This window comes from Blastomonas sp. CCH1-A6 (assembly GCF_001556365.1).
GTDB lineage: Bacteria > Pseudomonadota > Alphaproteobacteria > Sphingomonadales > Sphingomonadaceae > Blastomonas > Blastomonas ursincola.
In genome coordinates, this window is sequence record NZ_LSIS01000323.1 from 1 (window position 1) to 13,864 (window position 13,864).

The window sequence follows — 13,864 nt, forward strand, 5'->3', positions numbered from 1 at the left end:
ATATTCACGTCATCCTGAACTTGTTTCAGGATCCATCGTGCAGCAAAAAGCCGAAGCCGCTTGGTGACAAATGGACCCTGAAACAAGTTCAGGGTGACGGTATAGGTCGTCAGGAAGGTTGGGCGCGGAGCCTTCGACAAGCTCAGGCTGAGCGGACGTGGGCCGGTATCCGGAAGATCAAGGCTGCTCGGTCACCGTGGGGGTCGAGGCCACCGCTTCGGCAGACAGCACGGGCTTGGCCGCGGCCTTGTCGATCGCGGCGAGCAGGCGGCCGGCTTCGGTGCATGTGCTGGTGCACAGCGCCTCGATGCGCACCAGGTTGCGCCGCGCCTTTTCGACCGCGCCGCGCTGGATCATCGCCTCGCCCTGACCTGCCAGCGCGGCAATATCGTTCGGATCGAGCCGCAGCGCCTCGCGATAATAGCGGATCGCCTTGCCCGGCAGGTTCTGCGCACTCGCGACCTGCGCCAGTGCGATATAGGCGGCGCGGTTGCCCGGATCGACTGCGAGCGCAGCTTCATAGAGGCTGTTGGCGTCGTCGAGCTTGCCAGCCGCCTGCACCTTCGCGCCTTCATCAACCAGCAGCTGCGACGCCGGATTGACCGCATAGCGGACCGGCTGGCCGATCCCGGTGCTGGAAACGGTCGCGAGAACGAGCGACAGGGCAATGGCGGCGGGCGCAAAACGCATGATAGTCTCCCAGGCAGAGCGTAAGGCTATCATGACCGCCGGGCTCTTGTGAAGAAAAAGCCATCGGTGCCGTCATGACGCGGGGTGAGCAGTCGGCCGGCGGCAGGCGCAGGGTCTGATGCGTCGCAAAGCCGTCCATCGGCTCCGATCAGGCGGCCAATCTGCATATCGGGATTGAAGATAGTCCAGCCCTCGGCGTCGCACAAGCCGCGCGCGGCCTGGCGTGGCCCCTCGTCGGGCAGCAGCGAACAGACAGCATAGACCAAAGCCCCGCCGGGCCGCACCAGCCGCTGGGCGATCTCGATCAGCCGGGCCTGCTCGGCCACCACGCGCGCCAGCCGATCGGGGGTGAGCCGCCAGCGCGTTTCGGGATTGCGCCGCCACGTGCCCGATCCGCTGCACGGCGCATCGACCAGCACCAGATCGGCCTGGCCTTCGAACGGAGCGAGCCGCTCCCATTCGCGCTTCGGATCGAGCAGCAGCGGCTCGATCCGGTCGCGCCCGGCGCGCTTCCGGCGCGGCTCCATCGCCTGCAAGCGGTCGCGGCTGGTGTCCGATGCGATGATCCGTGCCTCGGGCAGCAGCGCGGACAGCGCCAGCGTCTTGCCGCCCGCGCCCGCGCACAGGTCGATCACCAGCGCCGGGGCCTGCTCGCCGAGGCACGCCTGGACGATTGCCTGGCTGCCCCAGTCCTGCACGTCGATCGCACCCGCTTGCCAGGGCGCGCTGTCCTCGACAGGCGTGTTGCCCGGCAGCCGCGCGGCACGCGGCAGCGCATCGCTGAATTCGATCTCCGGCCATATGGCGCGAAGTGCATCCGGATCGGTCCGCGCGGGATCGTAGCGCAAGTCAAGCGGCGCGCGGTCGAGCAACGCGGCCTTTTCCGCCTCATCGAACAGCGGCGGCAGCAGCGCCTCGATCCATGCGGGAATAACGCCACCAGAGGCCACCGGCTCATTCTCGGCGAGCGCCGCAGGCCCGTAGGTCGAACCATCGAACAGCTCGGCCAGCGCCGCATCCTCGCGCGCCAGCCCGGCCAGCGCCGCGCGGCCGTTCTGGGGCAACTCGCCGAAGCGCCGCACCGCGCGCCAGGCCAGGTCGCGCACTGCGCGCCGGTCGCCCGATCCCATATAGCGCCGCTCGCGGAAGAAGTTGCGCGCCAGCGTGTCCGCGCTCGCTCCCTGCCCGCGCGCGGCATGCAGGATAGCATCGACCAGATCGATCGCCGCCTGGACGCGGGCCGCCGGGGTCATTCCCCGCCCTCGCGCCGCGCCTTGTCGGCCTCGGCATCGAGCTGGCGGAACAGCGTGTCGAACTCCTCAGATCCCGGGACGGGCATGCAGACATGCGTCACGCCGTCGCGCCGGAGCGAGGCGACAAAGCCCGTCGCCGCACGCTCGCATTGCTCGGCGTCGGCGAACAGCTGGTTGACCCGTTCGACCTCGACCCTGCCGGGCTGGCCCGGTACCGACCAGGCCAGGATCAGCATATAGGGGATGAGCTCGATCATCGCCCGTCAGCGGGTCGGATAGTTCGGGGCCTCGCGGGTGATCGTCACATCATGGACGTGGCTTTCGCGCAGGCCCGCATTGGTGATCCGCACGAACTCGGCATTGCGGCGCAGCGCCTCGATCGTGGGCGATCCGGTATAGCCCATCGCCGCCTTGATGCCGCCGACCAGCTGGTGGACGACGTCGCGCGCCGGGCCCTTGAACGGCACCTGGCCCTCGATGCCCTCGGGGACGAGCTTGAGCTGATCCTTGATGTCCTGCTGGAAATAGCGGTCGGCGCTGCCGCGCGCCATCGCGCCGACGCTGCCCATGCCGCGATAGCTCTTGTAGGCGCGGCCCTGGTACAGGAAGGTCTCGCCCGGCGCTTCTTCGGTGCCTGCGAGCATCGATCCGATCATGATCGTCGACGCGCCGGCGGCGAGCGCCTTGGCCGCGTCGCCCGAGGTGCGCAGCCCGCCATCGGCGACGATCGGGATGCCCGACTTGTCGGCCTCTTCCGCCGATTCCATGATCGCGGTGAGCTGCGGCACGCCAACACCCGCGACGACGCGCGTGGTGCAGATCGATCCCGGGCCGATGCCGACCTTGACGCCGTCCGCCCCCGCATCGATCAGCGCCCGCGTGGCACCGGCGGTCGCGACATTGCCCGCGATCACCTGGACATGGTTCGAGTATTTCTTGATCGCCTCGACCGCGACCGCGACCATCTTGCTATGGCCATGCGCGGTATCGACCACGATCAGGTCGCATTCGGCATCGATCAGCGCCTTGCTGCGCTCGAGACCCGCCTCGCCCACGGTCGACGCCGCCGCGACGCGCAGTCGGCCTGCTGCATCCTTGGTCGCATCGGGGTTCATCACCGCCTTTTCGATATCCTTGACCGTGATCAGGCCGATGCAGCGATAGTCCTTGTCGACCACCAGCAGCTTCTCGATCCGGCGCTGGTGCAGCAGGCGGCGCGCCTCGTCCTGGCCGACATCGGCGGGCACGGTGGCGAGATTCTCCGAGGTCATCAGCTCGCGCACCGGCTGGGCCGGGTTCTCGGCAAAGCGCACGTCGCGGTTGGTGAGGATCCCTGCCAGCTTGCCCGAAGGCTCGACCACCGGAATGCCCGATATCGCGTGCTGGCGCATCAGCGCCTGGGCCTCGGCCAGCGGCGCATCGGGGGTGATGGTGATGGGATTGACCACCATGCCGCTTTCGAAGCGCTTGACCTGGCGCACCGCCGCGATCTGCTCCTCGATGCTCAGGTTGCGGTGTAGCACGCCGATGCCGCCCAGCTGCGCCATGACGATCGCCATGCTCGCTTCGGTCACCGTGTCCATCGCCGAGGACAGCACGGGGATGTTGAGGCGGATGCTGTTGGTCAGCCGTGTGGTCGTGTCCGCTTGGCTGGGCACGATTTCCGACGCTGCCGGGCGCAGCAGAACGTCATCGAAGGTCAGGCCAAGGGGGATGTCCATGCGGGTGCCACTTTCTTTCAGCGAATCTGGTTTCTGGTGGCGGCCCATGTAACCAAGCCGCGCGTCAATCGCCAGTGGTTGCGGGCTTATATTTCGATTCATCGGCAAAATGCCGGGTGAGCTCGACATGCAGATTGGCATCGTCCGCCGCGCCACCCAGCGGCACCTTGTCGGTCAGCTCGTCATCGGGCTGGTGATAGACGGTGGTGAGGAACGCCTGGAGCAGCGCCATGTCGCTGAACGAGCCCCCCGCCATGATCGACTTCACCCCCTTGGCGCCCAGTGCCCAGCCGTCCTGGCGGCGGATGAAGGCATTGGCTTCCTTGTCGGAATCGACCTTGCGGCCAAGATCGGTCGCGATCCTGTCGACAATCTCGTCGAGCCCGTTCTCGCCGCGCCCGACCAGCGCCACCGGCGCCCCTGCAGGAGCGATCGCGACGGTATCGACATTGAGCGCGACCACGATGTCCTTCAAGGACACCACCGGATGATCGGCGAAATAATAGGCGCCCAGCAGGCCGCGCTCCTCGGCAGTGGTGCCCATGAAATAGACGTCACGCTCCATCGGCGCGCCCCGCGCGAGCCGCTCGGCAACGGTGAGCAGCACCGCCATACCGCTGGCATTGTCGACCGCGCCGTTGCAGATGCGGTCCTCGGCCTCCTCGCTGCGGCAGATGCCGAAATGGTCCCAATGGCCGAGCAGCAGCACCGCGCCCGATCCGGGCTTGCCGCCAGGGATCTTGCCGATGACATTATGGCTATCGAACGCGCGCACGCTGGTGCTGGTGGCAAGATCGAGCGTGACAGGCAGCGTCACGGGGGCAAAGTCTGGGCGGGCGGCATCGGCAGCGGTCACCCTGCCTGCGCGCAGCAAGGGTTCGCTGACATCGCTGCGCAGCACGCCACCGATCGGCGCGCTGACATCGTCGCTGGCGAGCCGCATCGATCCGTTGGCGAGCTGGGCGCGCAGCCCGGCCCAGGGTGCACCATCGGGCGCGGTGATCAGCACCGCCGCAGCGCCTGCCTGGGCGAGCAGCTTCTGGCGATCGCGCAGCCCCGGCAGCTTGACCGCGCCCTCGAACTTGGGTTCGGCCGACAGCATCAGCACGATCCGCCCCTTCACATCGGCATTGAGCTTGCCGTCCGCGCCGACGCCATAGCCGACGAACAGCGGCTCTCCGGTCGCCCGGTCGGTCGGGTTGCGCCCCGAAAGCGCCACGCCGTCCTCGGCAAGCTTGAGCGGCTTGCCGCGCACGGTGGCGCTCACCGCCTGGGCATAGGGCTTGCGCTCGACCAGCGGCACCGGCTGGAACCAGGGATGCGTCGCATCATTGGTGCCCGAAACCAGGCCATAGCTCGCCCAGGTCTTCGCGAGATAATCGAGCGTCTTCGTCTCGCCCGCCGAACCGGGGCCGCGCCCTTCGAATTCGTCGCTGGCGAGCACCGCGATATGCGCGCGGACCTCACTCTCGCTGATCGGTGCGGGCTTGTCCTGAGCCTGGGCAGCGATGGGAAGGATCGAAGCCGCAAGGGCAAGGGCGGTCAGGGCGCGGTGCCGGAAGGTCTGTGTCATCCGCGGGTCATGGCGCAAAGCGCGCGGCTCGTGCAATATGGCCCCACGCCGCCCCCGCATAATCCGGACGCCTGTTGCAAAAATGCCCCGCACCCGCCTGTCGATCTGCCAGCGCAAGCAGCGCTTTGCGAGCGAGGAGGAGGCCATGCGCGCGGCGATCGCAGCCACGATCGATCTCAGGCCCTATCGATGCGATCGCTGCGGGCGCTATCACCTGACCAGCAGGTTGAAGGGCAAGCGCCGCCTGCCCGTGGCGTAAAGGCGGGGGCCAGCGCTCGGCCAGCCCCCTGCCCTGTTCATTCACCTGCGATCTTGAGCCCGGTGAAATGCGCCAGGAACGCGTAGATGTCCGACGATTCCTCGATGATCTTGTCGGTCGGCTTGCCCGAACCATGGCCCGCACGCGTCTCGATGCGGATCAGGTGCGGCTTGTCGCCGGCTTCGGTCGCCTGCAGCTTCGCGGTGTACTTGAAGCTGTGCCCCGGCACCACGCGGTCGTCGGTATCCGCCGTCGAGACGATCACTGCCGGATAATCGGCTTTGCGGATCGTGTGATAGGGCGAATATTTGATCAGCGTCTTGAAGTCCGCTTCCTTCGACGGATAGCCATAATCATCGACCCAGTAGCGCCCGGCGGTGAAGCGGTCGAAGCGCAGCATGTCCATCACGCCGACCGCCGCATTGGCCGCGGCAAACAGATCGGGCCGCTGGTTGACCACTGCGCCGACCAGCAGGCCGCCGTTCGATCCGCCCTGGATGGCAAGCTGATCCCTGCCGGTCACGCCTTCCTTGATCAGGAATTCACCCGCGGCGATGAAATCGTCGAACACATTCTGCTTGTTGGCGAGGCGACCGGCATCGTGCCACGCCTTGCCATATTCGCCACCGCCGCGAATGTTGGCCTGAACGAACACGCCGCCCTGTTCTAGCCAGGCGAGCCGGGTCGGCGAGAAGCCCGGCGTCAGCGAGATGTTGAATCCGCCATAGCCATAGAGCAGCGTCGGCGCGGGACCGGTCACGCTCTTCTTCTTCACGATGAACATCGGCACCTTGGTGCCGTCCTTGCTGGCGTAGAAGCGCTGCTCGACGACATAATCATTGGGGTTGAACGCCAGCTTCGGCTCGGCCCAGGGCGTCACCGCGCCCGAGACCAGGTCATAGCGATAGATGGTCGTCGGGCGGTTGAAGCTCGAATAGGAGAAGAAGGTCTCCTTCGAATCCAGATCGCCCTGGAAGCCGCCGACCGAACCGATGCCGGGCAGCGGCAGATCGCCCGCCGGTTTTCCATTGAGGTCGAACAGCTTCACGACATCGTGCGCGTCCTTGAGATAGTTGACCAGCAGCTTGCCGCCGATCACCGACGCGCCGTCGATCACCGCCTCGCCTTCGGGCACTACGGTCTGGATGCTGCTTTCATCGCCCGTCACCGGCATGGCCACCAGCTTGAGCCGCGGCGCATCCTTGTTGGTGACGAAATAGATCTTGTCGCCCGCCATGCCGGCCATCTGCCAGTCGTTCTTGAGCTCGGGCACCAGCACGCGGCGCTTGGCCGGGTTGGCGACATCGATCATCGTGAGGCGATAGCGCTCGTCGGTGCCCGAGGACGAGGTGACGAGCAGGAAGCTGCCGTCATCCGACAGTTCGGCGACATGGTTGAGCTTGGGCTCGTCTGGCGTTGCATAGATCAGCGGATCGGCGCTCTGCGGCGTGCCGAGCGCGTGATAGCGGATTTCCTGGTTGGTGTTGAGCGACTGGAACTCGCCTGCCTTGTCAGGCTCGGGGAAGCGAGAATAATAGAAGCCCTTGCCTGCCTTGTCCCATTCGAGGCTGGAGAATTTCACCCATTTGACCTCGTCCTCGAGCACCTTGCCGGTGGCGACGTCGAGCACCTTCACCGTGCGCCAGTCGCTGCCGCCGTCCTGGATCGAGTAGATCAGCTTGCTGCCATCGTCGCTCGGCACCCAGGCGTCGAGCGCGGTGGCGCCGTCCTTGGCCCAGGCATTGGGATCGATCAGCACGCGCTCGGCTGCGGTGGCGCTGTCCTTGACGTACAGCACCGACTGGTTCTGCAGCCCCGAATTGCGCGTGAAGAAATAGCGACCGCCCTTCTCGCGCGGCACGCCGGTGCGCGCGAAATCATAGAGCGCGCGCATCCGCTTGGCGAGCGCGGCGCGGCCCGGCAGCGTCTCGAGATAGGCATCGGTGACCTTGTTCTGCGCCTCGACCCAGGCGGCGACCTTGGGGTCGACGCGGACATCGTTCTCGAGCCAGCGATAGGGGTCTTCCACCTTCACGCCGAACTGCTCTTCCACCGTGTCGACCTTTTCGGTCACCGGATAGGCGATGGGCGCGTCCTTGGCGGAGGCGGGCACGGCAAGGGTCATGGCGACGGTTCCCAGCAAGGCAGCAAATATGGCGCGGTTGCGCATGTGGCGATCCTCTTAGATTGTTGATTGGAAAAACGAAAACAGGCCGCGAACTTAGCATTCGCGGCCTGTCTGGCAATCCGGTTTCGTGTGATACTATTACGCGTCGGCGTAATCGTCCTCGGTCATGACCGGGCCCGAATCCTGACCCTTGGCGCTGGTGTCGCGGTCGACCAGTTCGATGATCGCCATCGGCGCGGCGTCAGAGGCGCGGAAACCGGCCTTGAGCACACGGGTATAGCCACCGGCGCGGTCGGCATAGCGGGGTGCCAGCGTGTCGAACAGCTTGACCAGCTGGGCATCGTCCATCAGGCGAGCCATGGCGAGACGACGGTTGGAAAGGCCGCCGCGCTTGGCCAGCGTGATCAGCTTTTCGACATAGGGACGCAGTTCACGCGCCTTGGGCAGCGTGGTCTTGATCTGCTCGTGCTTGATCAGCGAGGCTGCCATGTTGCGCAGCATCGCGATACGATGGGCGCTGGTCCGCTGCAGCTTGCGCTTGCCTACTCCGTGACGCATTTCTTTTACTCCGTTCGTAAGGGGGCCGTTTCAGGTACCCCGGTCCTGGCAAATCAGGGTCTTGCCTTTAACCCATAAGCCCTCTCCCATTCAGGGGGCGAGGGAGGAGCCGCAACGCGGCGGAGGGAGGGGGGAAATCGCCAACGCTGGCGCAGACCCCTCTCCCAACCCTCTCCCGTGACGGGGAGAGGGCGATCTCGGCTTAGCCCAGCAGTTCCTGTTCCAGCTTCTTGGCCATTTCCTCGATGTTCTCGGGCGGCCAGCCGGGGATGTCCATGCCGAGGCGCAGACCCATGCTGGACAGCACTTCCTTGATTTCGTTCAGCGACTTGCGACCGAAATTCGGGGTACGCAGCATCTCGGCTTCGGTCTTCTGGACCAGATCGCCGATATAGATGATGTTGTCGTTCTTGAGGCAGTTGGCCGAACGCACCGACAGTTCCAGCTCGTCCACCTTCTTGAGAAGATAGCGGTTGATCTGGTTGGCATCGCCTTCTTCCGGAGCGGCCTGGCTGACCGAACCGGTGGTGGCGGTGGCAATGCTGTCCTCGAAATGGACGAACAGCGCCAGCTGGTCCTGCAGGATGCGCGCGGCATAAGCGACGGCATCTTCGGGCGTCACGGTGCCGTCGGTCTCGATGGTCAGCGACAGGCGATCATAGTCCAGTTCCTGGCCGACGCGGGTGTTTTCCACCTTGTACGACACCTGGCGGATCGGCGAGAACAGCGAGTCGACCGGGATCAGGCCGATCGGCGCATCGACCGGACGGTTGGCGACGGCGGGGACATAGCCCTTGCCGGTGTCGCAAGTCAGTTCGATGTTCAGCGTCGCACCATCGTCGAGATGGCAGATCACCAGATCCTTGTTCATCACCTCGATATCGCCCGAAACGGCGATGTCGCCCGCCTTCACCTGGGCAGGACCGGTGGCCGAAAGCTGGAGGCGCTTGGGGCCTTCGCCTTCCATCTTCAGCGCGATCTGCTTCACGTTGAGGACGATGTCGGTCACGTCCTCGCGCACGCCGGCGAGCGAGGAGAACTCGTGCAGCGCGTTTTCGATCTTGATCGAGGTGATCGCGGCGCCCTGCAGCGACGACAGCAGCACGCGGCGCAGCGCGTTGCCCAGCGTCAGGCCGAAGCCGCGCTCGAGAGGTTCTGCAACAAAGGTTGCCTTGCGCTTGGGATCGCCGCCGCTCTTGACTTCAAGACCGTTCGGCTTCTTCAGTTCCTGCCAGTTCTTGATGTTGACAGTCATGGACTTCCCCTGAGTGTTGGGCGGGGGCGACGCTCATATGTCGCGCTTGGGAGCCCCGGCCGGAAATTGTTTGGGTGGCGCGTCCGCCACCCCGAACGACAGCCTGGGTGTCAGACGCGACGCCGCTTGGACGGACGAACCCCATTGTGGGGGATCGGCGTCACATCGCGGATCGAGGTGATGGTGAAGCCCACCGCCTGCAGCGCACGAAGCGCCGATTCACGGCCCGAACCGGGGCCCTTGACTTCGACTTCGAGCGTGCGGACGCCGTGCTCGGCTGCCTTGCGGCCCGCGTCTTCCGCACAGACCTGTGCGGCATACGGGGTCGACTTGCGGCTGCCCTTGAAGCCCATCATGCCGGCCGAGGACCAGCTGATCGCATTGCCCTGGGCGTCGGTGATGGTGATCATGGTGTTGTTGAAGCTGGCGTTGACATGAGCAATGCCGGCCGAAATGTTCTTGCGCTCGCGCTTTTTGAGCCTCTGCGGTTCGCGTGCCATATGTAATATCCTGGAATAAGGGGATTGCGGGAAAAGAAAACAAGGGCGGGACGCTTAAGGCGCCCCGGCGGCCTTATTTCTTCTTGCCGGCGATCGGCTTGGCCTTGCCCTTGCGGGTGCGCGCATTGGTGTGCGTGCGCTGGCCACGAACCGGCAGGCCCTTGCGATGACGCAGGCCGCGATAGCAGGCCAGGTCCATCAGACGCTTGATGTTCATCGCGGTCTGGCGACGCAGGTCACCTTCCACGGTGTGATCGGCGTCGATCGTCTCGCGGATCTGCAGCACCTCGGCATCGCTCAGGTCCTGAACGCGGCGGGTGTGGTCGATGCCCAGCTTGTCGGCGATTTCCAGTGCCTTGGCGGGGCCAATTCCATGGATATAGGTCAGCGCAATGATAACGCGCTTGTTGGTGGGGATGTTCACCCCGGCGATACGTGCCACTTATTAAGTCTCCTGCTCCACAGGGCGCGGCACCTGCCGCCAGCCCCATCTCAACGCTTCAAAACCACAAAGCGCAAAAATCGCAGGCCTCGCATTTGGAACGATGCAAAGCCTGTTTTTAAGCCGCTCAATGAAAATGAAAGCCGCGCATAGGCGGAGTCGCCCATGCTGTCAAGCACGCGACAAGACAAAAGCGGAGCAAGGCGCGACAAAGTGTTTGCGCCTGCTGTCACACCGGCGTCATACTCCCGACCGGCCCCTCGCGCAAGCCGGACGCACCATCACGGGGGCCAAGGGGGGCTGCATGACCGACGAGACGCCAGAACCGACCATCACCGCCACCGCGACGCCCTTCACCCTGGCGGGCGTGACGATCGATCCCGGCACCTCGGCGACCATCGCGATCCCCGTCAGCAACACCGCGACCGGACTTCCCGCCAGCCTCTATGTCCGCGTGCTGCACGGCAGCAGGCCCGGCCCGTGCATCTTCGTCTCCGCCGCGATCCATGGCGACGAGATCATCGGCACCGCAGTGATCCAGCGCGTGCTTGCCAAGCTCGACGCCGCGAGCATGGCGGGCACGGTGCTGTTCCTGCCGGTGGTCAACATCTTCGGCTTCCAGCAGCACAGCCGCTATCTGCCCGACCGGCGCGATCTCAACCGCTCCTTCCCCGGCAGCGCCAAGGGATCGCTCGCCGCGCAGCTCGCCAACAAGTTCCTGAAAGAGGTGATCTGCCACTGCTCGCTCGGCATCGACATCCACAGCGCCGCCGTCCACCGCTACAACCTGCCGCAGATCCGCATCGCGCCCGATAACGAGCGCCTGCGCGAGCTCGCGATGCTGTTCGGCGCGCATGCGGTGATCGAGAGCCCGCTGCGCCCCGGCAGCTTGCGCGACATCGCGCGCGGCGAAGGCGTCGACATGCTGCTGATGGAGGCGGGCGAGGCGCTGCGCTTCGACGAGCTGTCCGTGCGCAGCGGCGTCAACGGCGTGCTCAACGTGATGGCGCATCTGGGCATGATCCAGCCGCATCCGGAGGCGACCAGCATCACCCTCCCCGCCCGCTGCCGCCGCGCCATCTGGGTCCGCGCGCCGCGAGGCGGCCTGTGCACGCTCCAGCAGAAATCCGGCGACGCAGTGAAGAAGGGCGAGGTCATCGGCCGCGTCGCGGGCATATTCGGCGACGACGCGATCGAATTCCGCGCCCCGATCGATGGCATCATCATCGGCCACGCGGTGCTGCCTGTGGTCAACCAGGGCGACGCGCTGGTCCATATCGCCGAGGTGATGCGCTTCGGCGATGTGGAGCAGAGGGTGGATCAGATTACCGAGGCGTTGTTGAACGACCGGCTGCTGGATGAGGATGAGTTGATTTGATAACGCTCTGGACGGACAGGTATTGTTGACTATATTCCCACCTCTTGGATTATTCATTATCAAAAAGATCGGTATACCATGGCTGATAATCAGCTTTTTGCGTTCGTCTTAATGCCGTTCGACAACACATTTGACGATATTTACAAGCTAGGAATTCAGCAGACTTGCAAGGAACATAGCGTTTTGGCTGAGCGAGTAGATGAACAAATTTACTCAGAAACAATCCTCGAGCGAATCTACAGACAGATCGACGCCTGCGATTTTATCATAGCCGATATGTCTGGGAGGAACCCTAACGTCTTCTACGAGGTTGGCTACGCACACGCAAAGGGGAAACTTTGTACGTTACTGACCCAATCAACAGATGATATTCCATTCGATTTGCGACATCATCGCCACATAGTTTATGATGGCTCAATCACAAAGCTAAAATCGCAACTATCTACCGAAATAGACTGGCTTAAGTCGGAGATTTCAAGAAAACAAAAACAACCTCTTTCTATAGAGCTAAATAGCTCATATGGAGAACTTTTCAAAAATGAATATACCGCACGATCCGAAATCGATTTAGTTTTTGACATCCACAATAAATCTTCAAATAAGGCTGTTGAAATTGAAGCAATGTATCTTCACACCCATAAAAATTGGACATTCCAACAGCAAGATAGAAAGTGCGATTCAGCAAAGGTTGAGGGAGATGAAGACAAGGTTCGCCATTTGATCACCCCACCTCTTCAACGTATGCCCAAAGGGTCTTGGGCACAAATTAAGGTTAAGGGAATAAAAAACGTTTGGACGAGATCTTCGGGAACCGAGGTTAAAGATAAATACGTCCATTCTGGACGCGTAGCCTTTGAATTGTTCACATCCCAAGGAAACTTTCAAGAATTTATAGAGCTTTCAGTAGAATCAACTGAACTCCCCTTTTAGCTCCAATCCGCGCTCGCTCTGTGGAGGGCTAGAAAACTTATCCGGAAGGCTATATAAGCGACTTCGGAGAAGCAATGACCAAGCACGCCCAACATGTCTTCCCCTCCGAGCGAGGATGGAGTGTGCGCAAGGCCGGGTCTTCGCGCGCGAGCAGCCTGCACTCGACGCAGCAGGAAGCGATTGAGGCGGCCGCAGAGCTCGCGCGCAAGCAGCGTACCGATCTGTATATCTATGGCCGTGACGGACGCATTCGCGAGCGCATTTCGTACGGCAACGATCGGTAGCCCTCCAAGGCATGATCGCCGCGCCGCCATTCGAACGATCGGTTTTCGTCAACTGCCCGTTTGACCATGAATATGCACCGCTGCTCCAGGCCATGGCCTTCTGCATCACTGACCTTGGCTATTTTCCCCGCATAGCACCTGAGAACGCCAACAATGCCGCCAATCGGCTCGACCGCATCATCGAACTGATCCGGGGGTCGAAATACGGCGTGCACGATCTCAGCCGCTGCAAGTCCCGGTCCGTGGGCGAATATGCCCGGCTCAACATGCCTTTCGAGCTGGGCCTCGATCACGGTTGCGCGCGTTTTGGTGCCGCCCCGCTTGATACCAAGTCGATCCTGATCCTGGAACAGACCCGCTATGATTATCAGAAAGGGCTGTCCGACATTTCGGGCTGGGACATCGAGGCGCACGACGGTGATTACATCAAGATCGTCCGGATCATCCGCGACTGGCTGGTCCATCATGCGGGTGCAGCGTCGGTGGGTGCCTCGCGCATTCAGGACAATTATCGGGCGTTCCAGCAATGGTATTGGGAGCGCGAGCTGGCGAATGGTGCATCCGACGAGGATATTCGCGCCTATCCCACCATTCAGCTTATGGCCGCCATGCGCCAATGGGTCGACGCTGAAAGACCCAGCTAGCAACAATTGACTTAAAGAACCAAATAGGTTATAAACCACCTCGCCGCCGCACCAAATCTGCCCGGTGCGGGATCACGGCACAGGCTCCCTCGCATTTGCCGGGGGTTGGCGGGTCGGGGGATGGGGGCTTTCGCGAGGCATCCGTCCAGGGACCGAACGCAAGAGGCAGTCGGTCAGCGCGCGGGGCGCCTTCCTCCCCCGCGCAATGCCGCCGAAAGCGCAAGATGGAAGGCAGTGTCTGGCGGAGCG

At 63.4% G+C, this 13,864-nt stretch carries 15 protein-coding genes; 5 read left to right on the forward strand and 10 right to left on the reverse strand.

Going from position 1 to position 13,864, the window contains the following annotated elements; genetic code table 11:
- Nucleotides 1-177: 177 nt before the first annotated feature.
- The 5 genes from AX735_RS15605 to AX735_RS15625 form a co-directional block, all read right to left on the reverse strand.
- Entirely contained in the window at nucleotides 178-690 is a 513-nt protein-coding gene (locus tag AX735_RS15605; RefSeq protein WP_066282211.1) for a tetratricopeptide repeat protein, read from the reverse strand.
- Nucleotides 691-719: 29 nt separating this feature from the next.
- A complete protein-coding gene (locus tag AX735_RS15610; protein ID WP_066282213.1) occupies nucleotides 720-1,943 on the reverse strand; it encodes an RsmB/NOP family class I SAM-dependent RNA methyltransferase in 1,224 nt (407 codons plus the stop codon).
- Nucleotides 1,940-2,200 (reverse strand): hypothetical protein, encoded by a 261-nt coding sequence (locus AX735_RS15615; RefSeq protein ID WP_066282217.1) that lies wholly within the window; start codon nucleotides 2,198-2,200, stop codon nucleotides 1,940-1,942. Before AX735_RS15615 ends, AX735_RS15610 begins: the two co-directional genes overlap by 4 nt.
- 6 nt (nucleotides 2,201-2,206) lie before the next feature.
- Entirely contained in the window at nucleotides 2,207-3,664 is a 1,458-nt protein-coding gene (guaB, locus tag AX735_RS15620) for an IMP dehydrogenase (protein ID WP_066282242.1), read from the reverse strand.
- A gap of 64 nt (nucleotides 3,665-3,728) precedes the next feature.
- Nucleotides 3,729-5,237: a M28 family peptidase gene (locus tag AX735_RS15625; protein WP_066282219.1), complete on the reverse strand. Its 1,509-nt coding sequence runs from the start codon at nucleotides 5,235-5,237 to the stop codon at nucleotides 3,729-3,731.
- 82 nt (nucleotides 5,238-5,319) lie between these two features.
- Here AX735_RS15625 and AX735_RS25950 point away from each other — a divergent pair, with 82 nt between their 5' ends.
- Nucleotides 5,320-5,496, forward strand: a complete 177-nt coding sequence (locus AX735_RS25950; RefSeq protein ID WP_202189596.1) for a hypothetical protein — start codon at nucleotides 5,320-5,322, stop codon at nucleotides 5,494-5,496.
- A 37-nt stretch (nucleotides 5,497-5,533) separates the two neighbouring features.
- On the opposite strand, the gene AX735_RS15630 is transcribed toward AX735_RS25950, so the two are convergent.
- From AX735_RS15630 to rpsM, 5 genes are all read right to left on the reverse strand, one after another.
- Complete coding sequence (locus AX735_RS15630) at nucleotides 5,534-7,666, reverse strand: prolyl oligopeptidase family serine peptidase (protein WP_066282222.1); 2,133 nt, start codon at nucleotides 7,664-7,666, stop codon at nucleotides 5,534-5,536.
- A 96-nt stretch (nucleotides 7,667-7,762) separates the two neighbouring features.
- Entirely contained in the window at nucleotides 7,763-8,182 is a 420-nt protein-coding gene (rplQ, locus tag AX735_RS15635) for a 50S ribosomal protein L17 (protein ID WP_066282224.1), read from the reverse strand.
- Nucleotides 8,183-8,384: 202 nt separating this feature from the next.
- Entirely contained in the window at nucleotides 8,385-9,437 is a 1,053-nt protein-coding gene (locus AX735_RS15640; protein WP_023836213.1) for a DNA-directed RNA polymerase subunit alpha, read from the reverse strand.
- 110 nt (nucleotides 9,438-9,547) lie between these two features.
- Complete coding sequence (gene rpsK, locus AX735_RS15645) at nucleotides 9,548-9,937, reverse strand: 30S ribosomal protein S11 (RefSeq protein ID WP_023836212.1); 390 nt, start codon at nucleotides 9,935-9,937, stop codon at nucleotides 9,548-9,550.
- 73 nt (nucleotides 9,938-10,010) lie between these two features.
- Nucleotides 10,011-10,379 carry a 30S ribosomal protein S13 gene (gene rpsM, locus AX735_RS15650; protein WP_023836211.1) on the reverse strand — a complete coding sequence of 123 codons (369 nt, stop codon included), beginning with the start codon at nucleotides 10,377-10,379 and terminating at the stop codon, nucleotides 10,011-10,013.
- A gap of 304 nt (nucleotides 10,380-10,683) precedes the next feature.
- Between rpsM and AX735_RS15655 the strand changes: the two genes are divergently transcribed.
- The 4 genes from AX735_RS15655 to AX735_RS25955 all read left to right on the forward strand — a co-directional run bounded on the left by AX735_RS15655 (nucleotide 10,684) and on the right by AX735_RS25955 (nucleotide 13,615).
- Complete coding sequence (locus AX735_RS15655; RefSeq protein WP_066282231.1) at nucleotides 10,684-11,757, forward strand: M14 family metallopeptidase; 1,074 nt, start codon at nucleotides 10,684-10,686, stop codon at nucleotides 11,755-11,757.
- A 78-nt stretch (nucleotides 11,758-11,835) separates the two neighbouring features.
- Entirely contained in the window at nucleotides 11,836-12,687 is an 852-nt protein-coding gene (locus tag AX735_RS25255) for a nucleoside 2-deoxyribosyltransferase (RefSeq protein ID WP_156447524.1), read from the forward strand.
- 74 nt (nucleotides 12,688-12,761) lie between these two features.
- Entirely contained in the window at nucleotides 12,762-12,971 is a 210-nt protein-coding gene (locus tag AX735_RS15660; protein ID WP_066282234.1) for a DUF2188 domain-containing protein, read from the forward strand.
- A gap of 11 nt (nucleotides 12,972-12,982) precedes the next feature.
- On the forward strand, nucleotides 12,983-13,615 hold the full coding sequence (locus AX735_RS25955; protein WP_066282239.1) for a hypothetical protein: 633 nt from the start codon (nucleotides 12,983-12,985) through the stop codon (nucleotides 13,613-13,615).
- The last annotated feature ends 249 nt before the right edge of the window (nucleotides 13,616-13,864 follow it).